We start from the raw sequence: 26,913 nt of genomic DNA on the forward strand, positions 1-26,913 counted from the left end.
AACCAGGCTAATAGTTCGCAGCATCCCAAACCGCGCGAGATTCTAGCAGCTTGTAGTCCGCTGCGTTAGATCCGTGTCTTCATTGTATAGAGCATTTCCAATGCACGCCGTGGCGTCAGGTCGTCGAGGTTGAGCTTGGCCAGTTCATCCAGCACCGGATGGGGCAGGCTGGCGAACATATCGCTTTGCATCGGAGCGGCTGGTTTTCCTGGTTTGGCGACCGGCTGCTCGTGGGGCAGGCTGGTGGTCTCCAGGCGACTCAGGTGCTCGCGGGCACGGGTGATCACATCGCTCGGCACACCGGCCAGCTGTGCCACCGCCAGGCCGTAGCTCTGGCTGGCCGGGCCGGGCAGTACGTGGTGGAGGAAGACGATGCGTTCATTGTGCTCGGTGGCATTGAGATGCACGTTGGTCACCAATGGCTCGTTTTCCGGCAGCACGGTCAGTTCGAAGTAGTGGGTGGCGAACAGGGTGTAGGCCCGCAGTTGCGCGAGGCGTTCCGCCGCTGCCCAGGCCAGGGACAGGCCGTCGAAGGTGCTGGTACCGCGCCCGACTTCGTCCATCAGCACCAGGCTGCGCTCGGTGGCGTTGTGCAGGATGTTGGCGGTTTCGCTCATTTCCACCATGAAGGTCGAGCGTCCTCCGGCCAGGTCGTCACTGGAACCGATCCGGGTGAAGATCCGATCCACCAGGGACAACTCGCAGCTGGCTGCCGGCACGAAGCTGCCGATATGGGCCAGCAGCACGATCAGCGCGGTCTGGCGCATGTAGGTGGATTTACCGCCCATGTTAGGACCGGTGATCACCAGCATGCGGGTATTGTCATCGAGCGCCAGGTCATTGGCTACGAACGGTGTGGTCAGCACCTGCTCGACCACCGGGTGGCGTCCCTGGCTGATGCGCATGCACGGTTCGTCGACAAAGCGCGGGCAATTCAGGTCCAGGTTCAGTGCGCGTTCGGCGAGGTTGCTCAGCACATCCAGCTCGGCCAGGGCCGCGGCGGTGTCCTGCAGCGGCGGCAGTTCGCCGATCAAGGTTTCGAGCAAGGCTTCGTAGAGCATCTTCTCCCGGGCCAGGGCGCGGCTCTTGGCCGACAAGGCCTTGTCCTCGAATTCCTTGAGTTCCGGGGTGATAAAGCGCTCGGCGCCCTTGAGGGTCTGGCGCCGGATGTAGTCTGCCGGTGCCGACTCGGCCTGCTTGCTCGGCAACTCGATGAAATAGCCGTGGACCCGGTTATAGCCGACCTTGAGGTTGGCCAGGCCCGTGCGGGCTTTTTCCCGGGCTTCCAGGTCGATCAGGAACTGCCCGGCGTTTTCGCTCAGCGACAACAGTTCGTCCAGTTCGGTGTCGTAGCCGGTTTTCAGGACGCCGCCGTCGCGGATGATCGCCGGCGGATTATCGATGATGGCGCGTTCCAGCAGGATCGCCAGCTCCGGGTAGGTCTTGGTGGTGACGGCCAGTTGCTTGAGGTGCGGGGCGTCCAGTTCGAGCATCGCATCCTGCAACTGCGGCAGGGCGCCGAGGGCATCGCGCAGGCGCGCCAGGTCGCGAGGCCGGGCGTTGCGCAGGCCGATCCGCGCAAGGATCCGTTCGATGTCACCGATCTCCTTGAGCTGCGGTTGCAGCTTTTCGAAGCGGTAGCTTTCCAGCAGGCAGGTGATGGAGCTCTGGCGTGCCTGCAAGACACGCAGGTCGCGCAGCGGGCGGTTCAACCAACGGGTCAGCAGGCGGCTGCCCATGGCGGTCTGGCAACGGTCGACCACCGATTGCAGGGTGTTTTCGCGGCCACCGGCAAGGTTGGTGTCCAGTTCCAGGTTACGGCGGCTGGCGCCGTCGAGCACCACGGTGTCGTCCAGGCGTTCATGGCGCAGGCTGCGCAAGTGCGGCAGGGCGGTGCGCTGGGTTTCCTTGGCGTAACTGAGCAGGCAGCCGGCGGCGCCGATGGCCAGGGTCAGGGTTTCGCAGCCGAAGCCTTTCAGATCCTGTACGGAAAATTGTTGGCAGAGACTTTTGAGCGCGGAGTCCCGTTCGAAGTCCCACGGCGCACGACGACGTGTCCCACGACGCTTTTCCGCAGGCAGGCCCTGTGGCCAGTCATCCGGGATCATCAGCTCGACCGGGTTGATCCGCTCCAGCTCCGACAGCAGGTTTTCCCAACCCTTGATTTCGAGGACGGTGAAGTTGCCGCTGGTGATATCCAGCACGGCCAGGCCGAACAGACGTTCATCACCCAGTACCGCGGCAATCAGGTTGTCGCGGCGCTCATCGAGCAGGGCTTCGTCACTGACGGTGCCAGGGGTGATGATCCGCACCACCTGCCGTTCGACCGGCCCCTTGCTGGTGGCCGGATCGCCGATCTGTTCGCAGATCACCACTGATTCGCCGAGCTTCACCAGCTTGACGAGATAACCTTCGAGGGAATGGTAAGGAATCCCACACATCGGAATCGCCTGCCCGGCTGATTGCCCACGGGCGGTGAGGGTGATATCGAGCAGCTTGGCGGCCTTCTTCGCGTCTTCATAGAAGATCTCGTAGAAGTCGCCCATGCGGTAGAACATCAGCTGGTCGGGATGCTGGTTCTTCAGGCGCCAGTATTGCTGCATCATCGGGGTGTGGGAGGAAAGATCGGGGCTATTTTTACTCATCGGATACTTAGGCGGATTCGTTTTGAGTGGAGTGCGAAGTCGAGCGCCTGGCGCGGGACTTTTTCGATGGGGGCAAGGTTAACACGGCAGGTTGGATGTCCGCTGGTATGGCCTTTTGCAGCCTATCCGGACAGGGAGGAGTCAGACTTTTTTCCTGTTTCGATGGCGGACCGGCTACGTCGCTGTTATCCGCGCGGCCCGCGGGCTTGTTCAGGTGTCGTCGACATTCAATCGCTGGACTCGATAACCCTCGAGTTCAACGGTTGGACAGGCCGTGCATTCATCCGGTACAGCTTCTGAAAGGCGGCGATCTGTTCATGAGACAGCTCGACCGGTGTCTTCAGGACCAGCCAGGTAACACCTGTGCTGCAAGGCGGTGTGGTCAACGAGCCTTGGTATTTGTAATAGCTGCCTTGAGAGGGGAGGACGCTGGCGGGATTGAAGGCCACAACTTCCGTGATTTTGCCCACATCCGGCAGCGTGTTGAAAACAGCTTCCAGGTTCTGGTTTTTTCTTCCCTCCTTGAACAGGACCGCCACGACAACAATCTGGCCGTCGTCGGAGTTGTGGACAAAATGGGCGTCCATCGGAAAGGACTTGCCGTCTATTTCCTCTTCACTCGGGGTATGGAAGTGAAACTGCCTGAGTTCGAAGTCTTCATTGTCAAAGCGCAGCAGGCTGCCGGGGGCGACATTGATTTGAATCGTATGCCCGTTGTTGGTGATTTCAGCGGCTTGAGGGATGTACTGAAACGACAGGCCGGGGAGTTTCGAACTTTTCGCATGGTGGGTTTCAATGTTGACCGGTGACTGCTCCTTGCTGGTGCTGCAACTGATGTAGTCCGGATCCACCTGACCCCAGTGGGTGGGGCCGACATTCCCCTCGTAACCCCAGGAGGCGGCGTGGCTGTTCAACGACAGGATGGCAAGTATCACGGATACGGCCACTTTGGAGGTGTTCATGATGATGGGTCTCGAGCAATGTCGAGACCCGAGCTTAAGATTCGGAAAAGTAAGTAACTACTGTCAGAAATGACAGTTTTTAATACGGATTTGCGATAGAGCTGATCGCTATTGGGCGGAAATAAGGCTCCCATCGCCCTTGGCCGTGCCTGTGCGACTGTCTATGCATAAAATATGCAAATCAGCATTTGCCATTCCCGAAAAGCGCAAGCAATATGCGCATTATGCAAATACGCAACGTTTCTACCGTCCTACGAGCACTGCTCGACCGACACGGGATCTCCCCCACGGAGCTTCACCGTCGTACCGGCGTGCCCCAATCCACACTGTCGCGCATCCTCAGCGGGAAGATCGTCGATCCTTCGGACAAGCACATCTCGAAGGTCGCCGAGTACTTCGGCATCAGCACCGACCAACTGCGCGGACGCGCACCGGTTGCCGTTGCCCGGGATCAGGAGCAGGGCACGCCGCACTCCGAACTCAAGGATATAAGCCTGTGGGACGACGACACGCCCGTCGATGAAGACGAAGTGTCCGTCCCCTTTCTTCGCGAGGTTGAATTGGCTGCTGGATCAGGAAGATTCGTCATAGAGGAAAGCGAGAAGGCCAGCCTGCGTTTCGGTAAGCGCAGCCTGCGCCACAATGGCGTGCAGTTCGACCAGGCCAAATGCGTGACCGTGCGCGGCAACAGCATGTTGCCGGTGCTGCGCGACGGCGCCACGGTCGGGGTCAACGCCGGCAAGAGCGCCATAGGCGATATCGTCGACGGTGACCTTTACGCCATCAACCACAACGGACAGCTGCGGGTGAAGCAGCTTTATCGCCTGCCGACCGGGATCCGCCTGCGTAGCTTCAACCGCGACGAGCATCCGGATGAGGACTACAGCTTCCAGGAGATCCAGGAAGAGCAGATCACCATCCTTGGTCACGTCTTCTGGTGGGGCATGTACGCCCGCTAAGCACTTCTGATTGAGAAAAAACCCACAGCCATGTGGGTTTTTTTTCGCCCGCCAAAAAGCCCCAGCCCTTGATCTGCATGGCTTCCATGCGTTTACGCAAATGGCATGCATAAATAAATGCATTTGTGCATTGACTGTATATGCATACATGCATATTCTTTGTCTCAAGCCGGCCAGAAAGGTCGGTGACAGGCAGAGATGCCAGGGGCAACCCACCGCTCTTTAGTGACACCGCTTCAAAGAACAGGCAGCGATGAACCGGCCTCAACGGTTCAGAGGGTTGGCAACTGACCCGGGTGTGCAGCGTAAAGCACCGTAAGCAGTTATCCGGCGGACAGGGTCGCGGTCGGAGAAACAATTTGAATCGATCCGTACCGCGCCAGTAGCGCCGAAAGATCAGGTGTTCGGCCAGGAGCCTCCATCGCCGAAAACGCGAGCGGCTCCAGGACCGGGTATCAGGACCGCATTACTGAAAAGCCTGGACGACCGGGCTTTTTGGAATGCCCACCGAACGCGGGCTCTGAAGAGAACCCTTCACCTTGAACGACAAGCCCAAACCATCACCGGCCAATGAATGGCCCTTTTTATTGCAGGAGGCGTGACATGACGAGCGAGCAACAAGCGTTGGTGGACATGCCTATCTGGCTGGTCATCCTGCTGGCCGTGGTCGGCGGGGTTTCCGGCGAAATGTGGCGCGCCGACAAGGACGGTGCCCGCGGCTGGGTGCTGCTGCGGCGCCTGGTATTGCGCTCCGGGGCCTGCATGATCTGTGGCGTGTCGACCATCATGCTGCTGTATGCAGCCGGCGTGTCGATCTGGACCGCCGGTGCCTTTGGCTGCCTGACCGCCATGGCCGGTGCGGACGCCGCCATCGGCATTTATGAACGCTGGGCGGCCAGGCGCTTGGGGATTGACGAAGCACCTCCGCCGGAGACCAAGCCGGAACAATAGCCGGATAGCTATCTGAATAAAGCGCTCATGACTCCCTCTGAATCACCAACGGACTGGAACCATCGGGCCCGAGAGCAGGGCCCAGCCCGCAAGGATGCGGGCTTTCTGGAGGCGAGCGATTGCTTGTCGAACCCGTCAATCGACGGGTTTTTTATTACCCGGTGAACCCCCATGAACATCACCCCGATTCTCACGCAACTGCGTGCTCAATGCCCCAGTCTTGCCAATCACATTTCCACCGGCCTTGATCTCGACCTGTTGCAAAGCAACACCACGCTGCAAACCCCGGCGGCCTTTGTCACGCTGATGACCGACCTGGCGAACAAGGACGCCTCACAAAACGTCGCCCGCCAAACCCTGACCGATCGCCTGGAACTGACCCTGGTGCTCGACGCCAGCAACGGCGCCCAAGCCTTCGACCAACTCCACAGCCTGCGCGCCGAACTTTGGCGGGCCCTGGTCGGCTTCAAACCCGACACCTATTACAACCCCATCGAGTACGACGGCGGCGGGCTGATCTCGATCAACGCCACCCGCCTGCTCTACAGCCTGCATTTCTTCGCCGAGTTCCAACTGGGGCGCAATCGCTCCACGGACCCGGCCGAAACCTGGCACGAGCGTGAACTGGACGGCTTGCCGTCTTTTACCGGGGTCGCGGTGAAGGTCGATGCCATCGATCCCGCCGACCCCAATCTGCACCGCCCAGGCCCCGACGGGCGCCTGGAGCTGACTTTCTCTGGAGACGTAACGCAATGACCCAACGCATCACCGTAGTGCCGGCCCCGGGCCGCGCCGTACCGGATCTGGAAGCCGGCGACCTGCTACCGCTCGAAGGCCGTGAAGTGGCCGACAGCGCCTGGTGGCGCCGTCGTCTGGCTGATGGCGATATCACCCTCAACGCCGTGCAAGCGGCACAACCACAGGATGCCCAATAATGGCTATCGGATTCAGCAACATCCCCGCGGACCTGCGTGTTCCGCTGTTCTACGCCGAAATGGACAACTCGGCGGCCAATAGCGCGTCGTCGACCCTGCGCGGCCTGATCGTCGCCCAGGTCAACGACAACGCCACCAGCACCGAAATCGGCAGCCTGGTGCTGGTTTCCAGCGTCGCCCTGGCGAAAAGCATTGGTGGCCAGGGCTCGATGCTCGCCTCGATGTACGACACCTGGCGCAAGACCGATCCGATCGGCGAGATCTGGTGCCTGCCGCTGCAAAACACGGTGGGCAGCATCGCCAAGGCTGATCTGAAACTGACCGGCGCCGCCACCGAAAGCGGCGTGCTCAACCTGTATGTCGGTGGTGTGCGGGTCCAGGCCGCCGTGGTCAACGGGGCGACCGCCGCCCAGGCGGCCACCACCCTGGCGCTGCAAGTCAACGCCGCGACCGATCTGCCGGTCAGCGCCGTGGCCGTCGACGGCACCGTGACCCTGACCTGCAAATGGACCGGTGACAGCGGCAACGACATCAGCCTGCAGTTCAATCGCCTGGGCAAGAGCAATGGCGAGCAGACCCCAGCCGGCTTGACCATCGTCTCCGCGCCAATGGCCGGTGGCACCGGTGTGCCGGACCAGGTTGCGGCACTCGCGGCTCTCGGTGACGAACCGTTCGAATTCATCTGCCAGCCGTGGTCCGATGTGGCGACCCTGAATGCCTGGCAAGCCGCGATGAACGACAGCGTCGGTCGCTGGTCCTGGTCCAAGCAACTGTTCGGTCATGTCTACACCGCCAAGCGCGGTACTGTCGGCACCCTGGTGGCTGCCGGTCAGACCCGTAACGACCAGCACATGACCATCCTGGCCATGGAGCCGGGTGTGCCACAACCGTTCTGGGGCCAGGCCGCGGCCTTGGCCGCGCGGACTTCGGTGTTCATCTCCGCCGATGCCAGCCGTCCGACCCAGAGCGGCAGCCTGGCGGGTATCGACCCGGCCGCGGCCAGTGAGCGTTTCACCCTGACCGAACGTCAGTCGCTGCTCAGCTACGGTCTGGCCACCGCGTACTACGAAGGCGGTTACGTGCGCGTCCAGCGGGCGATCACCACCTACCAGAAAAATGCTTACGGCCAGGCGGATAACTCCTACCTGGACAGCGAGACCATGCACCAGTCGGCCTTTATCGTGCGCCGCCTGCAAAGCGTGATCACCAGCAAGTACGGTCGCCACAAGCTGGCAGACGATGGCACCCGTTTCGGCGCCGGCCAGCCGATCCTCACCCCGAGCACTATCCGCGGTGAACTGATTGCCCAGTACGCCAAGCTCGAACTGGAAGGTCACGTGGAGAACGCCGAGATGTTTGCCGATCACCTGATCGTCGAGCGCGACAGCCAGGACCCGAGCCGGGTCAACGTGCTGTTCCCGCCGGACTACATCAACGGCTTGCGTGTGTTCGCGCTGCTCAACCAGTTCCGCCTGCAGTACGACGCGGCGGCCTGATCGCCTGCCCACACTGCGTAACCCCAGCCCGCTCGATGCGGGCTTTTTATTGCAAGGAGATACACCATGGGTCAACTGATTGCGGGCACCTGCTACGTCAAAGTGGACGGCGCTCAACTGACTATCAATGGCGGCTGCGAAGCCCCGCTGATGTTCGTCAAACGGGAAACGGTCGTGCCGGGTTTCTACAAGGAAACCGACGTCGCTCCAACTTTCGCGGTAACCGCGCTGTACACGCCGGACTTCCCGCTCAAGCAACTGGTCGCCGGCACCGACATGACCGTCACCTGCGAATTCAGCAATGGCAAGGTCTACGTCCTGGCCGGTGCCTATCTGAGCGACACCCCGTCCGCCAAGGGTGACGACGCAACCATCGCGCTGAAATTCGAAGGCATCAAGGGGACCTGGCAATGACTGATCCGGTGAAGTTGCAGGTGCCCATCGAGGCCCACGGCGAACCCCTGAGTGAACTCACCCTGCGCCGTCCGACGGTGCAGGAAGTGCGGGCGATCAAGGCGCTGCCGTACAAGATCGACAAGGGCGAAAATGTCAGCCTCGACATGGATGTCGCGGCCAAGTACATCGCGGTCTGCACCGGTATCCCGCCGTCGTCGGTCAACCAGCTGGACCTGTCCGACCTCAACACCTTGAGCTGGGCGGTGGCGGGTTTTTTCATGAGTGCGGCATCGCAGCCATCGGCGAGCTGATTGCGGTCGCCTATGACCTGGCCTGGTTCTGGAAGGTTGACCCCGAACAGATGATGGCCAGGCCACTGGATGTGCTCCGGGAATCCCTGGAGCACGCGCAACGGATCAATGCGATGCAGCAGGTGCAGTGATGGCTACGACCAATAACACGCTCACGGCGAATACCCAGACGGTTGTGAACATGGCCCTTGTCGTGAATGGCGTCCAGAAAATGGACGACGACCTGTCAGGGGTCAGCAAGAAAGTCGAAAGTTTCAAAAAGAGCCTGGAGGACAGCGGCCTGGGCGAGCTGGATCTCTCGGAGCTGTTCAAGGGCGAAGGCTTGGCGGCGCCTTTTGTCGAGGGCGTCAAGTCAGCGATCGAGGCGGAAAACAAGCTGGCCGAGGCCCGCAAGGGTGCCGAGGGATCTGATTCAGGGCCCACGGCAAAAAATCTGGCGAGCTTGAGTGAGGCGGTCGACAAGGTTTCCCTGAAGTTTGGCCAGGGCTTGTTGCCTGTGGTGAACTCCGTAGTGACGGCGTTGGTGCCGCTGGTGAGCCGCGTCGCCGAGTTCGTGGCGGCCAATCCGAATCTGGTCCAGGGCCTGGCGGCGGGGGCAGTGGCGTTCACCGTCCTGCAAGGTGCGGTGGCCGGGGTGGCTGCGGTGGTGGGTGTGCTCGCTTCACCGATCGGTTTGGTCGTGGTGGGCTTTGCCCTTGCCGCGGCGCTGATCGTTGCTTACTGGAAACCGATTTCAGGCTTTTTCAGCGAGCTTTGGGGCGATATCAAAGGCATGGCGGCCAGCTTCATGTCGGAGCTGCAGGCGGTGCTCGATTGGTCGCCGATGCCGATGATCAGCGCGGGCTGGGAGACGATCAGCGTATTTTTCGCCGGCCTTTGGCAGTCGATCACGACGGCAGCCGCTTCGGTGTTCGACTTTTTCAAGGCGCTGTTTTCCTGGACGCCGCTGGGCCTGGTCATCGACAACTGGGGACCTGTAACGGGGCTCTTCGATTCGATCTGGCGATTGCTCAAGGCCTTGGCCGTGCCGGTGATTGACTTTCTCAAGGGCGTGTTCGACTGGTCGCCGCTGGGGATGATCATTAATAACTGGGGGGCGATCAGCGCCTTTTTCGGTGAGCTCTGGGACACGATCAAAGTGGCAAGCGCACCGGCGGTGGACTTCCTCAAGATGCTGTTCGATTGGTCGCCGCTGGTGCTGGTCATCAATAACTGGGGCGCTATCAGCGCTTACTTCGACACGGTCTGGGCGGCGCTGCAAGACACGGCGCAGTCGCTCAAGGACTTCTTCCAGACCTTGTTCGACTGGTCCCCTGTCGGACTGATCGTCGCCAACTGGGAGCCCATCAGCAAGGTCTTTTCTGACTTGTGGGATGTACTGCAAAGCCTGGCGACACCCGTCATGGACTTTTTCCAGACGATGTTTGACTGGTCTCCGTTGGGGATGATCATCAAGAACTGGGATCCGATTGTCGCCTGGTTCGCTGGCTGGTGGAGCAAGTTGCAAACCTTCATCACGCCGATCAAGGCGTTGTTCAGTGGTGGTTTCGGTGACTTTGTCGCCAAGGTCACCGGCCAGGTCGATGGTCTGGCGCAGCAACAAGAGGCCGGCAATGCCAAGGCGGCCAATGACAGCGGTTCTTCCTTCTGGAACTGGGGCGATTCGTCGAGCAGTACTGACTCCGGTCTGACGGGCAACGGCAGCGGCCTTGTCCAGCAAACCGCCGCCAACAACCGCACGCAACTCGAAGGCGGCTTGACCGTGAACTTCAAAGACGCGCCAGCGGGCTTGCGCGTCGACCAAGCGCAAACCAATCAACCGGGCCTGGACCTGACGCCTCGCGTCGGCTATCGCTCGCTTTCCTACGGAGGTTCCTATGGCGACTAGCTGGCGTGATCGTTTGTTGCCGGCGTCGTTTCGCGGCGTACCCTTCTGGGTCGATCAGGCGAAAAACCCGGTCGGCCAGAAAGGCCAGTTGCATGAATACCCGCAGCGCGACCGGTCGTTTTTTGAAGGTCTCGGCCAGCAGTCGAAGATCTATGAACTGACCGCCTTTATCGTTGGCGCCGATTGCCTTGAGAAGCGTGACGCGCTGCTCAAGGCACTGGAGGAGGGCAGCGGCGAACTGGTTCACCCGTGGCAGGGACGGATGCAGGTCAAGGTCGGCGAATGTGACATGACCCAGACCCGCAAGGATGGCGGGTTGGTGACCTTCAACCTGAAGTTCTATCCGGATGAACCGCTGCAGTTCCCCAAGGCCGTCGTCAACACCCAGAAGCAATTGCAGGTGGCGTCGGACAAATTGCTCGACGCTTCGGTGGCGCGTTTCGATGGGGCGATGTCGCAGATCAACCAGGCGCGGATCGGCCTGGAAAACCTGCGCAAGGGGATTACTCTGGCGTATCACGTGATCGAGCAGGAGTTGCAACCGCTGATCGAGACGTACGCGAACATCTATGCCCTGGTTCGCACGGTCAAGGAGTTCCCCCAACAAGTGAGTGCCGCGGTTAAAAGCGTGCTGGGGGAATTCAACGGATTGGTGGGCGAAGTCAAAAGCGTTGTGGGCGAAGTTCGGGGCTTGAAAGACTTTGCCGTCCAGGGCTATCACGGAATGCTGGCCGACCTGTCGAAACAGGTCGAGGACGCCAAGTCCCTCGACGCCTCAAAACTGACCATTGGCAAGGACTCCGCCGCGGCCTCACAGGCCACGGTAAACCTGATCCAGGATGCCTTGCTGGTCCAGATCTCCCAGTTTGTCTCAATGATCCCGGTGGCGACGCCGGCGGTGAAACTGACGAGCACACCGTCGCTGGCCCAGCAAGCCCAGCAGCCGGTGCAACGGGCCGATGTGCCGGTGGTCGACGATGTGCTGGCGCTGCGTGACAGCCTCAACGACGTGATCTGGCAGGCGGCGCTCAAGGCCGACGCGGTGCAGTACCAGGCACTCAGTACCGTCCGCCAGGCCCTGACGCAGCATCTCAACGCAGTGGCATCCAACGGGGTGCGGCTGGTTGACCTGACGCCCAAGAGCACCAAGCCGGCCCTGGTCGTGTCTTACCAGAAGCTCGGTGATGCCACGCGGGTGGGGGAGGTGGTGCAGCGCAACCGGATTTCGCACCCCGGTTTCATACCGCCGGTGCCGTTGCAGGTCTCCAAGGAGTAAGCCATGAACGACATCGACAATGCTGTCGTCCTGTTGGTCGACGGCCTGAGTTATGAGGGCTGGAAGACCATCGAGATCACGGCCGATCTCGAGCGTCAGTTCCGCACCTTCAAGCTCGGTATCACCTGGAAATGGCCGGGACAGACCCAGGCCCTGCCGATCAAGGCCGGTGCCCGTTGTTCGGTCATGATCGGCTGCGACCAGGTCCTGACCGGTTACGTGTTCAAGGCGCCCATCAGCTATAACGGCAATCAGATCAGCCTGACCGTCGAGGGCAGTTCGCTGACCCAGGACCTGGTGGATTGCGCGGCCATCAACCAGCCGAGCCAATGGCGTGAACAGAGCGTGCTGAAGATCGTCGAGGCGTTGGCCAAGCCCTACAAGGTCACTGTGCGCAGCGAGATCCCGGAAACCACCAAACTGCAAACCCACAGCATCGTGCCGGGGGAGACGGTGTTCAAGTCCATCGACCGCTTGCTGACTTTGTATCGGGTGTTCTCCACCGATGATGCGGCCGGCAACCTGGTACTCGCCAAGCCCGGCAGTGCAGGGCGGGCGACTGATGTACTGGAGTTGGGCAAGAACATTCTTTCGGCCAATACGGCGAGAGACTACAGCGCGGTGTTTTCCGAGTACCGGGTGATCGGCCAGCACAAGGGCAGCGATCAGAACAGCGGCAGTGCAGTGAGCGAAGTTTCCGGGGTGTCCAGCGAGACCAGTCCGGATCGCCAGCGCGTCACGGTGATCAGCGAAAGCGCGCAGATCAATCCAGTGCTGGCCCAGCAACGGGCTGACTGGGAACGGGCGACACGCCGCGCCAAGGCCCTGACGACCACCTACACCGTGCAAGGCTGGCGACAGTCCAACGGTGATCTGTGGCGACACAACCTGACCGTGCGGGTCAAGGATCCGGTGCTGGACGTGGACCAGGACATGCTTATCTCCAAGGTGACCTGGTCGTTGTCCGCACAGGGCTCGATCACCACCCTGGTGGTGGCGCCGCCGCAGGTCTTCGATGCTACCCCGGCTCCGCCCAAAGCCAGGTAATCGGCCTTCCTGAAGGCAGTGCCGAAGTTCCTGATACGACTGCGGCAGTTGCGACGCCTTCGCGGGCAAGCCCTGCTCCTGCAGGGTTTCGGTTGCGCACAAAACTCAGCTTCAACTCGGACACTGTAGGAGCCGGGCTTGCCCGCGAAGGCGGCCTTCCTGACACTCCGCTTGCCCAAGGACCCCCTATGAGCCTACTGACACGCCTGCTGGCGCGCGGCACTGTCGTGCTCGCCAACTCGGCCAACAAACTGCAATCGCTGCAAATGCGCCTGACCGCCGGTGAAGTGAACGACGACATGGAGCACTTCGAACCCTACGGCTTCACCAGCAATCCGCTGGCCGGCGCCGAAGGCATTGCCACCTTTCTCGGCGGCGACCGTTCCCACGCTATTGTCCTGGTGGTCGCCGACCGTCGCTACCGCCTGCAGAACCTCGCCCCCGGCGAAATCGCCCTCTACACCGATGAGGGCGACAAGATCCACTTCAAGCGTGGCCGGATCATCGATATCGAAACCGGCACCCTGAACATCCGCGCCGGTACCGCGGTGAACATCGACACCCCGAGCCTGACCCAGACCGGCAAGATCGTCTCCCAGGGCGATCAGGTCGCCGGCGGCATCAGCCAGATGAAACATGTGCACGGCGGCATCCAGCCGGGTAACGGCCAGACCGGCGCGCCGACGGGAGGTGCCTGATGTTCGTGTCCAACGACCTGAAGACGGCGCTGACCCGTTCGGTGCTGATCAGCCTGTTTACCTGGCGTCGCGCCAATACCGATGACCCGATCGATGACGACGAGCGTTTCGGTTGGTGGGGCGACAGTTTTCCCTCGGTGACCGACGACCGTATCGGCTCGCGGCTGTGGCTGTTGCGGCGGGTCAGGCTCACCGCGCAGACCCAGCTCGACGCCGAGTTCTATGCCCGCGAAGCCTTGCAATGGCTGCTCGACGACGGCCATTGCAGCGCCATCGACATTCAAACCGAACGGCTCGACGCCCAGCGACTGAACCTGCGTACGGTTCTGACCCTGGCCAGCGGCGAGCGCCTGGATATCAACCCGAACCATAGTTGGCAGGTGACTTATGCCGTTTGAAACCCCTTCGCTACCGGTGTTGATCAACCGCACCCAAGGCGACCTGGCCGGCGATTCGCTGCGCCAGTCCGATGCACAGGTCCTGGCCCGCACCCTGGGTGGCGCGGCCTTCGGCCTCTATGGCTACCTCGACTGGATCGCCGATCAGATCCTGCCTGACACCGCCGATGACACCACCCTGGAACGCATTGCCGAGCTGCGTTTGCATCAACCCCGCAAGGCGGCGCAATCGGCCAGCGGCAGCGTCAGCTATACCGCGGCGGCGGGGGCAGTGCTCGATGCCGGGACCTTGCTGCAGACCAGTGATGGGCGCAGCTACACCGTGACGGTGGGTGGCACCACCAGTGGCGGGACCAATACCGCGCAGATCCAGGCGCTGGATGCCGGCAGCCTGGGGAATGGCGATGCCGGCCTGACCCTGTTTCCGGTGCAGCCGGTGCAAGGAATCGGCAACACCTTCACGGTGCTGGATCCGGGCTTGAGCGGTGGTGTCGCGGCGGAAAGTATCGAATCGTTGCGGGCTAGGGTGATCAGTTCCTATCGCATTATTCCCAACGGTGGTTCGGCGGCCGACTATGAAACCTGGGCACTGGAGTGTCCGGGGATTACCCGGGCCTGGTGTCGCGGCAGCTACCTGGGGCCGGGCACCGTTGGCTTGTTCGTGATGCGCGATGATGATCCGGTGCCGCTGCCGGACGATGGGCAACTGGCGTTGGTCCAGGCCTATATCGACCCGTTGCGCCCGGTGACCGCCGAGTTGCATGTACTGGCGCCGGTGCTGGTCCCGGTGACCTACACCTTGCGCCTGATCCCCGATACCACCGCCACCCGCGCTGCGGTCGAAGCTGAGTTGGAGGACCTGCACGATCGTGAGGGAGGCTTGGGTGAGACGCTGTTGCTGACCCATATCGCCGAGTCCATCAGCAGTGCCAGCGGTGAGCAGGATCACCTGCTGGTCTCGCCGTCCGCCGATGTGCCAGCCGCCGCCAATCAGTTGCTGGCCTTCGGAGGTTGCGTATGGCTGGAGTAAGAATGGTCGAGCAATACCAGGAGCAGTTGCGCAGCCTGCTACCGGCGGGCCCCGCCTGGGACCCGGAGCGGGTGCCTGAGATCCAGCAGGTGCTGTCGGGCATTGCCCAGGAACTGGCCCGTGTCGATGCTCGGGCTGTGGACTTGCTCAACGAAGTGGACCCGGTGACGGTCAGTGAACTGGTGCCGGATTGGGAGCGGGTGATGAACCTGCCCGACCCGTGCCTGGGGCCCAATCCCTTGTTCGATGATCGCCGTGTGGCGGTGCGTCGGCGGTTACTGGCAGTGGGTGACCAGAGTGTCGGCTATTTCATCGATATCGCCCGCAGTCAGGGGTATCCGAACGCCAGCGTGACCGAACTGCAAACTCCGCGCATGGGCCGGGCACGCTTTGGCAAGGCGCACTTCGGCACCTGGCAGGCGCAGTTCATGTGGACGCTCAACACCGGCGGTCGACTGCTTATGGGCCGGCGTTTTGGTGCGAGCTATTGGGGTGAGCGTTTTGGCGCCAACCCCGGAAGTGCCCTGGAATGCCTGATACATCGCAGTGCACCGGCGCATACGCTGGTGCATATCAATTATGACTAGAGGATAGAAACGTGGATTATCCAAAAAGTGTGCCCAGCGTTGGGTTGGTGAATGGCAAGTTTGTTGATGAGAACCCGGTGAATGGAACGCCGGGGTCGTTGATTCCAGCGGCATGGGGGAATTCGATCACTGATGAAGTTGTGAATGTAGTAAAAGCTGCTGGTCTGGTTCCTGATGAAGCTGATCTTGGACAACTGTTACTTTCTATTCAAAAAATAAGTCAATCAGACTCGGCTAAATATGCTTTGGATACAGGTGCGAGCGGCACTTATGTTGCGAGTTATGCTCCAGCCCTTAAGGCACTCGTAGACGGTGTGGTGCTATGTTTCAAAGCCCAGAATGGCAACACAGGGGCAAGCACCTTTAGTCCGAACGGACTGACCGCAGCACCTATTGTCGGTGCTGCGCACTCCGCGCTCCAGGGCGGCGAGATCATCCCGAACGGCGATGTATGGGTCCAATGGAATAGCTCAATTGGTACCGGCTCTTGGGTTCTTATCGACAGTACTGGCGGCGCATTGCAGGTTGCCAGCGCTACGAAGAGCCTGCACGCAATCAACGCCGGACAGTTCCAAGTTGGCGCCCTGACATTCGCAACTGACACCGGTACTGCCAACACCTATACCGCCAACTATTCACCAGCAATAACGGCAGTTACGGACGGCATTACCTTGAGATTCAAGGCCGCTTCGTCGAATACGGGGGCCAGTACTTTTTCACCGAACGGATTGACTCCCCAAGGCATTGTTGGGCTGGGCGCGACCGCGCTTCAGGGCGGCGAGATTGTCGGAACAGGGACATGCACCGTTGTCTATTCGGTGGCGCTTGGCAAGTGGGTGTTGCTGAGTTGTTCTGGCGCTCCCCTGCAAGTTTCGTACGCTTCGGCTGGACTGCATGCGCTCCCTCTCGCTCAAGCCCAGTCATTATTTACGACTGGTCGCCTGATCGGCGTCCAAACCTTCACTTCGTCGGGAACATATACGCCCACTGCTGGCATGTCTTCAGTAGTTGTTCAGGTTCAGGGCGGTGGCGGCGCAGGCGCGGGATCTACTGCCCCGAGCGCTGGCAATATCAGTATCGGCGCCGGAGGAAACTCGGGCGCATATGGTGAAGGTCGGTTCACTGCGGCTTCTATCGGCGCATCGCAAGCGATAACCATTGGTGCTGGCGGCAGCGGCGCATCTGGAGCCTCCGGTGGCAATGGTGGGACTTCATCGGTAGGCGCGCTGATCTCTGCACCTGGCGGCGTAGGCGGTCCTGCAACCAACAACGTAACCCCACCATCTTTCAGCGGCAATGGCACGCCAGGAACTGCACCTTCTGGCGCAAACATCTTTGGGTGCCCTGGTTCAAGTGGTGGCTCCCTGGCTTTAGCCTTGGGTGGCACATCGGCGCTCAGCGGTAGCGGTGCGCCATCTTTGATGGGTTTCGGTGGTCTTGCGTCGAGCAGTGGGCAAAATGGATATCCTGCTGCCGGTTACGGCGGTGGCGGCGGTGGTTCGGCCAGCATCCCGACAGGTGCCGCACAGACCGGCGGAGCAGGAAAGGCCGGCATCATCATTATCTGGGAGTATGCATGATGAAAATTTACGCCCTCATTTCCAACGGGATTGTTTTTGAAGTGATTCCGCCTAGAACCTACGATACGGACCTACCAAACAAGCCGGACAGCGAGCCCAGCCGCATCGGTATGGAAATACCCATTACCGAGCGGTTCACTCCCGAGATGGTCGCCGAGATGGTGGACATCACAGACATCGACCCAGCCCCGCAGGAGGGCTGGACGTATAGCGGGACTGTCTTCGCTGCACCTGTTCCGTATCAACCGTCGCCCGCCGATATCGCCGCCGCTAACCAGGCGCAAAAATCCTCACTGGAGATCCAGGCATCTCAAGCGATGACGCCGCTCTTGGTTTCGCTGCAACTTGGTAATGCTACCGCCGATGAAACGACTAAGGCAAAGGCGTGGCAGGCATATTGCAGAGCGCTTCAGACAGTTGATGTAACTGTCGCTGCGCCGGCCTGGCCTGTTGTTCCGACCTAGATCTTGCTGCAAGAAAACACACCCGCTATGAGCGGGTTTATTTTTGCCCGGAGAAAACCATGCCGATTACCCAGCAGCAATTGCTGCAGATCCTCCCGAACGCCGGCGCCCAAGCCGGCGTTTTTGTTCCTGTGCTCAACACAGCCATGAACGCCTACCAGATCGTTGGTACGCAGCGAGTTGCAGCCTTCCTGGCGCAGGTCGGCCACGAATCCGGCCAGTTGCAGCATGTGGTCGAGAACCTGAACTATGACGCGCAGGCCTTGGTCGCCACCTGGCCAAGCCGGTTTACTCCGGCCCTGGCCGCGCAGGTCGCCCGGCAGCCGGAGCAGATTGCGAACATCGTCTATGCATCGCGTATGGATAACGGCGATGCATCGTCCGGCGACGGCTGGAACTATCGCGGTCGCGGGCTGATCCAGATCACCGGTCGCAGCAACTATCGCCAATGCAGCCTCGGGCTGTTTGGCGATGAACGCCTGTTGCAGCAACCGGAACTGCTGGAGCAACCGCAATGGGCCGCCGAGTCGGCGGCCTGGTTCTGGGAGCAACAAGGGTTGAACGCACTGGCCGACGCCGATCAGTTCAACAGCATCACCCGCAAGATCAACGGCGGCCTGAACGGCCTCGAAGATCGACTACAAATCTGGGCCCGGGCGAGGGCGGTGCTATGCGCCTCCTCGACCTGATCCCGGCGCCCTGGCGCCTGGGCGTTGTCGTCGCATTGCTGGCCTTGTTGGCCGGCGCTGCGGCGGCCAGCGCCTGGCATATTCAAGACTGGCGCTACGGCCAGCAACTGGAGCATCAAGCCCGGTTGCAGGCCGACACGCTTAACCAGATTTCCCTCGCCGCGGCCGCGCAACAGCGGGCCGAGCAGGACAAACGCCTGGCCCTGGAGCAACGGCTCCAGGTCAGCGACCAAACCCATTCCAAGGAGCTGAACGATGTGCAACAGGATCAAGCTCGCCTGCGTGATCGTATTGCCACTGCTGATCTGCGGCTGTCAGTCCTCCTCGACGCCAACGATCCTGCCAGTGGCTGCGACGTGCCAGCCGCCACCGCCGCCGGCGGCGTGGTTCATGCAGCCACAAGAGCCCGACTTGACCCGGCGCATGCTCAACGAATTATCGCCATCACCGACGACGGCGACCGTGCCCTGATTGCCTTGAAGGCCTGTCAGGCGTATGCCGGGGCGGTCTCCCGCTGACATCCGGATGCGATGTTGTGTCTTGAAAGCGCGATCCGCTCGTGTAGGGTGTTCATTTTGACCCAATACTGATTGGCCAGCTTCGCTCCCCTGTAGGAGCGAGCTTGCTCGCGATGGTCGTCAACGATAACGCGGGGGACCTGATACCCCGCTGTGCCTGGGCTACCATCGCGAGCAAGCTCGCTCCTACAGGGGGGAGGGCCGCCTCACCTGGAGAGGAACATGGACGAAATCACCCGGCTTGCCGCTGAACTCGGCAAGTGCTTGCAGACGCTCAAGACCGATGCCACCACCGCCGAGTCCTGTACCGGCGGCGGCATCGCCGAGGCGATCACCCGGATTTCCGGCAGCTCGGCCTGGTTCGAAGCCGGCTATGTCACCTACTCCAACCGGCAGAAGAGCCTTCAACTGAAGGTGCCGGAGGCCTTGTTCGATCAGGTCGGTGCCGTCAGCCGGGAAGTGGTCGAAGCCATGGTCCGGGGGGCCCAGGCCCACAGCAACGCGCGCTACGCCGTGGCGGTCAGCGGCGTGGCCGGGCCGGATGGCGGCTCCGCCGAGAAACCCGTGGGTACCGTCTGGCTGGCCTGGGGCTGCGGCGACGACGTCAGCGCCGAACTCCGGCACTTTCCCGGCGACCGCGACGCCGTCCGTCGACAGACGGTGCAGGCCGCCCTGGAAGGCCTGTTACGACGGGCGGAAGCAGAAATCGCAAATCAGGGGTAGGCGATCCGCCAACGCTGTGGAATAATACTGGCTACTTATACAGGTGTTGGCCGTCAGGCCTTATTGATTACGTGAGGACTTTAATGGACGACAACAAGAAGAAAGCCTTGGCTGCGGCCTTGGGTCAGATCGAACGTCAATTCGGCAAGGGTGCCGTCATGCGGATGGGCGATCATGACCGTCAGGCGATTCCTTCGATCTCCACCGGTTCCCTGGGCCTGGACATCGCGCTGGGCATCGGCGGTCTGCCGAAAGGCCGTATCGTAGAGATCTACGGCCCGGAATCCTCGGGTAAGACCACCCTGACGCTTTCCGTCATCGCCCAGGCGCAAAAAGCCGGTGCAACGTGTGCCTTCGTCGACGCCGAACACGCCCTGGACCCTGAGTACGCCGGCAAGCTGGGCGTCAATGTCGACGACCTGCTGGTGTCCCAGCCGGACACTGGCGAGCAGGCCCTGGAAATCACCGACATGCTGGTGCGCTCCAACGCCGTTGACGTGATCATCGTCGACTCCGTGGCCGCCCTGGTGCCAAAAGCGGAAATCGAAGGCGAAATGGGCGACATGCACGTCGGCCTGCAAGCCCGCCTGATGTCCCAGGCTCTGCGCAAGATCACCGGCAACATCAAGAACGCCAACTGCCTGGTGATCTTCATCAACCAGATCCGCATGAAGATCGGCGTGATGTTCGGCAGCCCGGAAACCACCACCGGTGGTAACGCGCTGAAGTTCTACGCCTCGGTGCGCCTGGACATCCGCCGTACCGGCGCGGTGAAGGAAGGCGACGAAGTGGTCGGCAGCGAAACCCGCGTCAAGGTCGTGAAGAACAAGGTGGCTTCGCCGTTCCGTCAGGCCGAGTTCCAGATTCTTTACGGCAAGGGCATCTACCTCAATGGCGAGATGATCGACCTGGGCGTGCTGCACGGTTTCGTCGAGAAGTCCGGTGCCTGGTACAGCTATAACGGCAGCAAGATCGGTCAGGGCAAGGCCAACTCGGCCAAGTTCCTGGCGGATAACCCGGAAATCGCCGCGACCCTCGAGAAGCAACTGCGTGACAAGCTGCTGACTCCAGGCGTAGACACCAAGGCCAACTCCGGTGCGGCCGCTGTCGTCGCAACCGAAGACGACCTGGCTGACGCTGATCTCTGAGTAAGACGATGACCGCCGTACTGGATACCCCGGTCGCCGTACGGCGCACTGCCATGGACCTGCTCGCGCGACGCGAGCACGGTCGAGTCGAGCTGACGCGTAAACTGCGTCAGCGCGGCGCCTCCCCTGAAATGATCGACACCGAACTCGACCGCTTGACGGAAGAGGGGCTGCTGTCCGAATCCCGTTACCTCGAAAGCTTCGTGTCCTACCGTGCCCGTTCCGGCTACGGCCCTTTGCGTATTCGCGAAGAGCTGGGCCAACGCGGCCTGCAACGTGCCGATATCGAGTTGGCCCTGCGTGAAAGCGGTTTCGACTGGCAAGCCCAGCTGGAAGACACCTGGCGTCGAAAGTTCGCCGGGCATTTGCCCACCGACGCCCGTGAGCGTGCCCAACAGGGACGCTTCCTGAGTTATCGGGGTTATTCCATGGAGATGATCGGCCGCCTGTTCAGCGGCCGAGGGCTGGATGACTGAGGCTGGGTGGTAATCACGTCGCCTTGATCGGCTCGCGCGCGTGCTCCTGTGCCGGCGCCTTGGCCTTGCTCCAGTTTTCCGTCCGGTTGATAAAGTCCACCAGCTCCCGCAAGCGCCCCTGGTCCCGAGCCGTGAAGGCGAACGACAAGCGCGTCAGGTGACTGAACTGGGGTTCATCGTGTTCCGGTTCGCTACAGGGGCCCTGATAGAAGTACCCGCTGAGGCACAGGTCGGCAAAGTCCTTTTGCATCTGCGCCATCGCGCGGTCGTTGAGCGGATGATTCATGCGGATCACGAACTGTTTCTTCAACCAGCGGCTGGAGTGGAAGTTGCTGTAGAACTGCTTGATCTCTTCCACGGCCTCGTCGGCACTGTAGACCAGGCGCATCAGCTTGAGGTCGGCAGGCAGGATGTAGTGATTGGCCTCCAACTGATTGCGGATAAAGTCCAGCGCGCCTTGCCAGAAGCCGCCCCCAGGGGCATCCAGCAGAATTACCGGGACCAGCGGGCTTTTTCCGGTCTGGATCAGTGTCAGTACTTCCAGGGCTTCATCAAGGGTGCCAAAGCCGCCGGGGCAGAGCACCAGTGCATCGGCTTCCTTGACGAAGAACAGCTTGCGGGTGAAGAAGAAGTGGAAGGACAGCAGGTTGTGCGTGCCGTTCACGGTTGCATTGGCATGCTGTTCGAAGGGCAGGGTGATATTGAACCCGAGGCTGTGTTCCAGGCCGGCACCTTCGTGGGCCGCGGCCATGATGCCACCGCCGCCGCCCGTGATGACCATCAGGTTGGACTGGGCCAGCGCGGTCCCCAGGGCGCGGGCCTGGGCATAGAGCGGGTGTTCGGTGGGCGTTCGCGCCGAGCCGAACACGGTGACCTTGCGCCGGCCCTTGAACTGGTCGAGTACGCGAAAGGCGTTCTCCAGTTCACGCAGGGTCTGCAGGACTATCTTGGCATTCCAGCGGTTGCGGTCATCCTGGGCCATGCGCAGGACGGTCAGCATCATGTCGCGGTAAAGCTCAAGGTTCGGACTGTTGGGAGCAACCTGGTCGAGTTGCTCTTCGATCCGGCTGAGGTCGATCCCATTGTTCTGGAAATGACGGGACAGCAAGTCATTCGGTTGGTAAGGCATTCAACGTCTCCTTCTGCACGGAACCCTTGGCTTGGCCGAAAGAAAAGTTCGCCAAGGCCGCGTCACTGCATGTGTCGCATGTGTGCCATGTCGATTTGATGATGAGCCTGTAAAGTCATGTCTGGCAACCGCTTATTGCCTCTTTGCAAAGGACTTTAGCAGCTTGTCAGTGGCGTTGCGCGCAGGCGCGGGGGTGAAACGGCGCGCCGAAGATGAACGGCGGCGCGCGATATGGCAGGGGTTACTTTTTCTTCTTCACCGGGGTTTCCGTCGGGCAGTCGCTTTCCACGAAACGGGCGGAGGCCACAGGACGGTTGGTCTTGTTCTCGGTGAACTCGTAACGCATGACCGCACCCTTGGCCATCAATTTGCGGTAGTTGGCGTTACGGCAGACGCTGGCCCCCAGTTGCAGGTAAACCGCCTTGGCGTTATCGCGCATATTTTGCGCGTAATCGGCCTGGACGCTCAGGTGGTCGATCAGTTCGGCGCCTTCAACGGTGTAGCCGACGTCAAGGATGTTCTCGTCGATCTCACGGGGCAGGCCTTCGTTGCTCTGCTCGGCCACGTCCTTGAGCATCTTGTTCAGTTCGAAATCCTTCAGCGACGCCGCCTGGGCACTGAAGGGCAGGGCCAGCAAAAGGGCCAGGGACGGTACGATAAGGCGCAGCATGCAACTCTCCTGATTCGGTAACTGGTGCTTCGACCCGTTACCGGGGCGTGCGTTCAGTGGTCGCGAAGTATAGAGGGCGGTTGTAGGCCCTACTAGGGCGCTACTGACGGAAATGTCGACGGATGAGCGCTCAAACCTCGCCGGGCTCTCTGCTAAACTCCGCGCACTTTTGCCCTTGCGAGTCGTATTGTTCGTGTTCAGCCCTTCCTCCCGCCGACTTTCTTCACGATGAGCCACGCCGTATCCCGTTTACGTGCCGCGCGCCTGGCCCGTGCCAAAACACCCTTCCTCGCGCGCGGCTCACGCGCCGAGCGTTGCCCGGGCTGCCGTGTGATTCCTCAGTATTGCCTGTGCGCCTGGCGCCCCAGGGTGGCGTCGAATTCCGCCATGTGCCTGCTGATGCACGACGTCGAACCGATGAAACCGAGCAATACCGGCTGGCTGATCGCCGATGTGATCGCCGACACCAGCGCCTTCAGTTGGTCGCGGACCGAAGTCGATCCGCAACTGCTGGCCCTGTTGGACGATCCGCAGTGGCAGCCGTTTATCGTATTCCCGGGGGAGTTCGTGGCGCCGGAACGGGTGGTGACGCAGGTACAGCCGGCACCCGGCAAGCGCCCGCTGTTCATCCTGCTGGATGCGACCTGGACCGAGGCGCGCAAGATGTTTCGCAAGAGCCCTTATCTGGAGCGTTTTCCGGTGCTGAGCCTGGAATCCGAACAGTTGTCCCGCTACAAATTGCGTCGTTCCAAACGCGATGATCATTTCTGTACCGCGGAAGTGGCGGCCCTGTGCCTGGAACTGGCCGGGGACACCCGTGCGGCCCAGGGGCTGGACGCGTTACTGGACGTGTTTACCGCGCACTACCTGGGCGCCAAGTTTCAGCTGCCGATCAACACTGAAGACGAAGCCCACGAGCATTTGAAGACTTTCCTGTAATCTAATGGGCGCACAGCGTCGAGCCTGACGCATAAAAACAGGATCATTGGAAAAATGACCACGTACGACATCTTGATTGCCGACGACCATCCTCTTTTTCGCAGCGCCTTGCATCAGGCGCTGACCCTGGGCCTGGGGCCCGATGTACGCCTGGTGGAAGTGGCCAGCATTGCCGAGCTGGAAACCCGCCTCACCGAGAAAGCCGACTGGGACCTGGTCCTGCTCGACCTGAACATGCCGGGCGCCTACGGCTTCTCCGGCCTGGTGCTGCTGCGCGGGCAATACCCGCAGATTCCGGTGGTGATGGTTTCGGCCCAGGAAGAAGCCTCGGTGGTGGTGCGCTCCCGTGAGTTCGGCGCCAGCGGCTTTATCCCCAAGTCCAGTTCCCTGGAAGTGATCCAGCAAGCGGTGCGCAGTGTCCTCGATGGCGATGTCTGGTGGCCGCCCCAGGCATTCGAAGCGGTCAGCGTGTCCGCCGAGGCCAAGGCCGCCAGTGCCGGCCTGGCCAGTCTGACGCCCCAGCAGTTCCGGGTGTTGACCATGGTCTGCGAAGGTTTGTTGAATAAACAGATTGCCTACGAGTTGAGTGTTTCAGAGGCGACCATCAAGGCCCACGTCACGGCGATCTTCCGCAAGCTGGGGGTGCGCACCCGGACCCAGGCCGCACTGCTGCTGCAACAACTTGAGTCAATTTCGAGCCAGTAGCGTGGGTTCTTTCATCTTTGTTTGACGTCGGTTGAGTTAGTTTTCCTACTCCACTTCACGTAGTTGCTTACCTATGCCGTCGCCCTTCAAAGGTCAAACCGGTTTTAAACGCATGCTCAACGCGGTGGGCTACTCTTTCGATGGCTTACGTGCGGCCTTTACCGGCGAAGCGGCTTTTCGTCAGTTAGTCTGGCTTAACGTGGTGTTGATCCCGCTGACGTTCCTGTTCCACGTCAGTCGGGTCGAGCGCGCGGTGTTGATTGCCGTATGCCTGCTGGCGCTGATCGTCGAATTACTCAATTCGGCGGTCGAAGCGGCCATTGACCGCATTTCCCTCGATCGTCACCCCTTGTCCAAGAATGCCAAGGACATGGGCAGTGCCGCGCAATTCGTGGCCTTGAGCATGATCGCCCTGGTCTGGGCGGTGATTCTGCTTTAAGCGCCGGTGGCGTCAGGCAATGGTCGGCAGGACGATCTCATCGCTGCGTTGAACCCCGGCGGTGAAGGAACGACACAGTTCGAGGAATTCGCGCATGGCCGAGGTCTGGTACTTCTGCTTGTGCCAGATGAAATAGAACTGGCGCGCCAGGTCCAGGTCCGGGGTTTCCACCGGCACCAGGCTGCCACGGCGGAACGCATCGCGCAGGGTCAGACGCGAAATGCAGCCAATCCCCAGCCCCGACTCCACCGCACGCTTGATCGCTTCGGTATGCTCCAGCTCCAGGCGGATATTCAACGCGCTGCGATGATGACGCATGGCCTGGTCGAAGGTCAGGCGCGTGCCTGAGCCCTGTTCACGCAGGATCCAGGCCTCACGGGTCAGTTCTTCCAGGCTGGCCTGGCCGCGCTGGGCCAGCGGATGCTGGGGGGCGCAAAACACCACCAGTTCGTCCTCGACCCAGGTTTGCACCTCGATGTCCGGGTGGCTGCAATCGCCTTCGATCAGACCCAGGTCAATTTCGTAGTGCGCGACCTGTTGCACAATATTGGCAGTGTTCTGCACATGCAGCTTGACCTGGCTTTCCGGGTGGATCTGCATGAAGCGGCCGATCAGCAGGGTTGCCAGGTAGTTGCCGATGGTCAGGGTGGCGCCCACCGCCAGCGAGCCGAAACCGGACTTGCCGTTGAGCAGGTCCTCGATTTCCTTGGCCTGGTCCAGCAGCGCCACGGCCTGGGGCAGCAGCTGTTTGCCCAGGGCGTTGAGGCTCAGGCGCTTGCCGGCACGGTCGAACAATTGACAGCTCGACTGGCGTTCCAGCTCGGTGATCGAGGTGCTCGCGGCGGATTGCGACAAGGCCAGCAGCCCGGCTGCCCGGGACACGCTTTCCTGCTGGGCGACGGCGACGAAGACCTGAAGTTGACGGAGAGTAAATCGCATATCTATATAACCGATAACCCTTATCTTGATAATTCAGTTAACAGATATTGTCGCCGCCATTAGAATGCTATGCAATCGCGCTAATTGACGGCGCAGGCCACATTTCCAGGAGCCCCATCCAAATGAGCAACATGAATCACGAGCGTGTCCTCAGTGTTCACCACTGGAACGACACCCTGTTCAGCTTCAAGTGCACCCGCGATCCGGGCCTGCGCTTTGAAAACGGTCAGTTCGTGATGATCGGCCTGCAGCAGCCAAACGGCCGACCACTGATGCGTGCTTATTCCATTGCCAGCCCGAACTGGGAAGAGCATCTCGAATTCTTCAGCATCAAGGTGCCGGACGGTCCGTTGACCTCCCAGTTGCAGCACCTGAAGGAAGGCGACGAGATCATCATCAGCAAGAAACCTACGGGTACGCTGGTGCTTGACGACCTCAAGCCGGGCAAGCACCTGTACCTGCTCAGCACCGGTACTGGCCTCGCGCCCTTTATGAGCGTGATCCAGGACCCGGAAACCTACGAGCGTTTCGAGAAGGTCATCCTGTGCCATGGTGTGCGCTACGTCAACGAAGTGGCCTACCGCGAGTTCATCACCGAGCACCTGCCGCAGAACGAGTTCTTCGGCGAAGCCCTGCGTGAGAAGCTGATCTACTACCCTACCGTGACCCGCGAGCCGTTCGAGAACGAAGGCCGCCTGACCGACCTGATGCGCAGCGGCAAGCTGTTCCGTGACATCGGTCTGCCACCGATCAACCCGCAGGACGACCGCGCCATGCTGTGCGGTAGCCCGAGCATGCTCGACGAAACCAGCGAAGTGCTCAACAGCTTCGGCCTGAAAGTCTCGCCGCGCATGCGTGAGCCGGGCGATTACCTGATCGAGCGCGCGTTCGTCGAAAAATAAACCTCGGTTTATC

At 61.0% G+C, this 26,913-nt stretch carries 30 protein-coding genes; 25 read left to right on the forward strand and 5 right to left on the reverse strand.

The window, feature by feature from the left end:
• Positions 1–65 precede the first annotated feature (65 nt).
• Together mutS and M5C56_RS24475 are read right to left on the reverse strand one after the other, a co-directional pair.
• A complete protein-coding gene (mutS, locus tag M5C56_RS24470; protein ID WP_103498947.1) occupies positions 66–2,645 on the reverse strand; it encodes a DNA mismatch repair protein MutS in 2,580 nt (859 codons plus the stop codon).
• A 227-nt stretch (positions 2,646–2,872) separates the two neighbouring features.
• A complete protein-coding gene (locus M5C56_RS24475) occupies positions 2,873–3,607 on the reverse strand; it encodes a carbonic anhydrase family protein (protein WP_103498946.1) in 735 nt (244 codons plus the stop codon).
• 215 nt (positions 3,608–3,822) lie between these two features.
• On the opposite strand from M5C56_RS24475, the gene M5C56_RS24480 reads away from it, so the two are divergent.
• From M5C56_RS24480 to recX, 21 genes are all read left to right on the forward strand, one after another.
• Positions 3,823–4,566 carry an XRE family transcriptional regulator gene (locus M5C56_RS24480; RefSeq protein WP_103498945.1) on the forward strand — a complete coding sequence of 248 codons (744 nt, stop codon included), beginning with the start codon at positions 3,823–3,825 and terminating at the stop codon, positions 4,564–4,566.
• 603 nt (positions 4,567–5,169) lie between these two features.
• Entirely contained in the window at positions 5,170–5,517 is a 348-nt protein-coding gene (locus M5C56_RS24485) for a phage holin family protein (protein ID WP_103498944.1), read from the forward strand.
• A gap of 171 nt (positions 5,518–5,688) precedes the next feature.
• Positions 5,689–6,273: a hypothetical protein gene (locus M5C56_RS24490; protein WP_103498943.1), complete on the forward strand. Its 585-nt coding sequence runs from the start codon at positions 5,689–5,691 to the stop codon at positions 6,271–6,273.
• Positions 6,270–6,452, forward strand: coding sequence for a DUF2635 domain-containing protein (locus M5C56_RS24495; protein ID WP_103498942.1), 183 nt, complete (start codon positions 6,270–6,272; stop codon positions 6,450–6,452). The genes M5C56_RS24490 and M5C56_RS24495 overlap by 4 nt, the downstream gene beginning before the upstream one ends.
• On the forward strand, positions 6,452–7,948 hold the full coding sequence (locus M5C56_RS24500) for a phage tail sheath subtilisin-like domain-containing protein (RefSeq protein WP_103498941.1): 1,497 nt from the start codon (positions 6,452–6,454) through the stop codon (positions 7,946–7,948). Before M5C56_RS24495 ends, M5C56_RS24500 begins: the two co-directional genes overlap by 1 nt.
• Before the next feature lie 66 nt (positions 7,949–8,014).
• Positions 8,015–8,362: a phage tail tube protein gene (locus M5C56_RS24505; protein ID WP_100938665.1), complete on the forward strand. Its 348-nt coding sequence runs from the start codon at positions 8,015–8,017 to the stop codon at positions 8,360–8,362.
• Positions 8,359–8,655, forward strand: coding sequence for a phage tail assembly protein (locus M5C56_RS24510; protein WP_103498940.1), 297 nt, complete (start codon positions 8,359–8,361; stop codon positions 8,653–8,655). Before M5C56_RS24505 ends, M5C56_RS24510 begins: the two co-directional genes overlap by 4 nt.
• 130 nt (positions 8,656–8,785) lie before the next feature.
• Entirely contained in the window at positions 8,786–10,543 is a 1,758-nt protein-coding gene (locus tag M5C56_RS24515) for a phage tail protein (RefSeq protein ID WP_103498939.1), read from the forward strand.
• The gene (locus M5C56_RS24520; RefSeq protein ID WP_103498938.1) at positions 10,533–11,819 is read left to right on the forward strand and encodes a DNA circularization N-terminal domain-containing protein; all 1,287 of its coding nucleotides are present in this window, start codon (positions 10,533–10,535) and stop codon (positions 11,817–11,819) included. Before M5C56_RS24515 ends, M5C56_RS24520 begins: the two co-directional genes overlap by 11 nt.
• A gap of 3 nt (positions 11,820–11,822) precedes the next feature.
• Entirely contained in the window at positions 11,823–12,866 is a 1,044-nt protein-coding gene (locus M5C56_RS24525) for a phage baseplate assembly protein (protein ID WP_103498937.1), read from the forward strand.
• Between the two features lie 188 nt (positions 12,867–13,054).
• Positions 13,055–13,564 (forward strand): phage baseplate assembly protein, encoded by a 510-nt coding sequence (locus M5C56_RS24530; RefSeq protein WP_100938670.1) that lies wholly within the window; start codon positions 13,055–13,057, stop codon positions 13,562–13,564.
• Positions 13,564–13,962, forward strand: a complete 399-nt coding sequence (locus M5C56_RS24535) for a phage GP46 family protein (protein ID WP_103498936.1) — start codon at positions 13,564–13,566, stop codon at positions 13,960–13,962. The genes M5C56_RS24530 and M5C56_RS24535 overlap by 1 nt, the downstream gene beginning before the upstream one ends.
• Positions 13,952–14,992, forward strand: coding sequence for a baseplate J/gp47 family protein (locus M5C56_RS24540; protein ID WP_103498935.1), 1,041 nt, complete (start codon positions 13,952–13,954; stop codon positions 14,990–14,992). Before M5C56_RS24535 ends, M5C56_RS24540 begins: the two co-directional genes overlap by 11 nt.
• Positions 14,980–15,579, forward strand: coding sequence for a putative phage tail protein (locus M5C56_RS24545; protein WP_103498934.1), 600 nt, complete (start codon positions 14,980–14,982; stop codon positions 15,577–15,579). Before M5C56_RS24540 ends, M5C56_RS24545 begins: the two co-directional genes overlap by 13 nt.
• 11 nt (positions 15,580–15,590) lie before the next feature.
• Positions 15,591–17,159, forward strand: a complete 1,569-nt coding sequence (locus M5C56_RS24550) for a hypothetical protein (RefSeq protein ID WP_247263338.1) — start codon at positions 15,591–15,593, stop codon at positions 17,157–17,159.
• A complete protein-coding gene (locus M5C56_RS24555) occupies positions 17,159–17,623 on the forward strand; it encodes a tail fiber assembly protein (RefSeq protein ID WP_247263337.1) in 465 nt (154 codons plus the stop codon). Before M5C56_RS24550 ends, M5C56_RS24555 begins: the two co-directional genes overlap by 1 nt.
• 59 nt (positions 17,624–17,682) lie before the next feature.
• Positions 17,683–18,312 (forward strand): glycoside hydrolase family 19 protein, encoded by a 630-nt coding sequence (locus M5C56_RS24560; RefSeq protein ID WP_103498932.1) that lies wholly within the window; start codon positions 17,683–17,685, stop codon positions 18,310–18,312.
• Complete coding sequence (locus M5C56_RS24565) at positions 18,294–18,830, forward strand: lysis system i-spanin subunit Rz (protein ID WP_103498931.1); 537 nt, start codon at positions 18,294–18,296, stop codon at positions 18,828–18,830. Before M5C56_RS24560 ends, M5C56_RS24565 begins: the two co-directional genes overlap by 19 nt.
• Before the next feature lie 222 nt (positions 18,831–19,052).
• Positions 19,053–19,553 carry a CinA family protein gene (locus M5C56_RS24570; RefSeq protein ID WP_103499727.1) on the forward strand — a complete coding sequence of 167 codons (501 nt, stop codon included), beginning with the start codon at positions 19,053–19,055 and terminating at the stop codon, positions 19,551–19,553.
• An 83-nt stretch (positions 19,554–19,636) separates the two neighbouring features.
• A complete protein-coding gene (gene recA / locus M5C56_RS24575) occupies positions 19,637–20,701 on the forward strand; it encodes a recombinase RecA (protein WP_103499726.1) in 1,065 nt (354 codons plus the stop codon).
• A gap of 8 nt (positions 20,702–20,709) precedes the next feature.
• Entirely contained in the window at positions 20,710–21,177 is a 468-nt protein-coding gene (gene recX / locus M5C56_RS24580; RefSeq protein WP_103499725.1) for a recombination regulator RecX, read from the forward strand.
• Between the two features lie 13 nt (positions 21,178–21,190).
• On the opposite strand, the gene M5C56_RS24585 is transcribed toward recX, so the two are convergent.
• Entirely contained in the window at positions 21,191–22,306 is a 1,116-nt protein-coding gene (locus M5C56_RS24585; RefSeq protein ID WP_103499724.1) for a TIGR00730 family Rossman fold protein, read from the reverse strand.
• A 241-nt stretch (positions 22,307–22,547) separates the two neighbouring features.
• Complete coding sequence (locus M5C56_RS24590) at positions 22,548–22,976, reverse strand: PA3611 family quorum-sensing-regulated virulence factor (protein ID WP_103499723.1); 429 nt, start codon at positions 22,974–22,976, stop codon at positions 22,548–22,550.
• A gap of 228 nt (positions 22,977–23,204) precedes the next feature.
• On the opposite strand from M5C56_RS24590, the gene M5C56_RS24595 reads away from it, so the two are divergent.
• From M5C56_RS24595 to M5C56_RS24605, 3 genes are all read left to right on the forward strand, one after another.
• Positions 23,205–23,915, forward strand: a complete 711-nt coding sequence (locus M5C56_RS24595) for a tRNA-uridine aminocarboxypropyltransferase (protein ID WP_103499722.1) — start codon at positions 23,205–23,207, stop codon at positions 23,913–23,915.
• 54 nt (positions 23,916–23,969) lie between these two features.
• Positions 23,970–24,620: a response regulator transcription factor ErdR gene (erdR, locus tag M5C56_RS24600; RefSeq protein WP_100938685.1), complete on the forward strand. Its 651-nt coding sequence runs from the start codon at positions 23,970–23,972 to the stop codon at positions 24,618–24,620.
• 73 nt (positions 24,621–24,693) lie between these two features.
• On the forward strand, positions 24,694–25,059 hold the full coding sequence (locus tag M5C56_RS24605) for a diacylglycerol kinase (RefSeq protein WP_103499721.1): 366 nt from the start codon (positions 24,694–24,696) through the stop codon (positions 25,057–25,059).
• Positions 25,060–25,071: 12 nt separating this feature from the next.
• Here M5C56_RS24605 and M5C56_RS24610 read toward each other — a convergent pair whose 3' ends face one another.
• Entirely contained in the window at positions 25,072–25,998 is a 927-nt protein-coding gene (locus tag M5C56_RS24610; protein ID WP_103499720.1) for a LysR family transcriptional regulator, read from the reverse strand.
• A gap of 122 nt (positions 25,999–26,120) precedes the next feature.
• Here M5C56_RS24610 and fpr point away from each other — a divergent pair, with 122 nt between their 5' ends.
• Positions 26,121–26,900, forward strand: a complete 780-nt coding sequence (gene fpr, locus M5C56_RS24615) for a ferredoxin-NADP reductase (RefSeq protein ID WP_047526369.1) — start codon at positions 26,121–26,123, stop codon at positions 26,898–26,900.
• The last annotated feature ends 13 nt before the right edge of the window (positions 26,901–26,913 follow it).

This window comes from Pseudomonas sp. MWU13-2862 (genome assembly GCF_023242495.1).
Classification (GTDB): domain Bacteria; phylum Pseudomonadota; class Gammaproteobacteria; order Pseudomonadales; family Pseudomonadaceae; genus Aquipseudomonas; species Aquipseudomonas gingeri_D.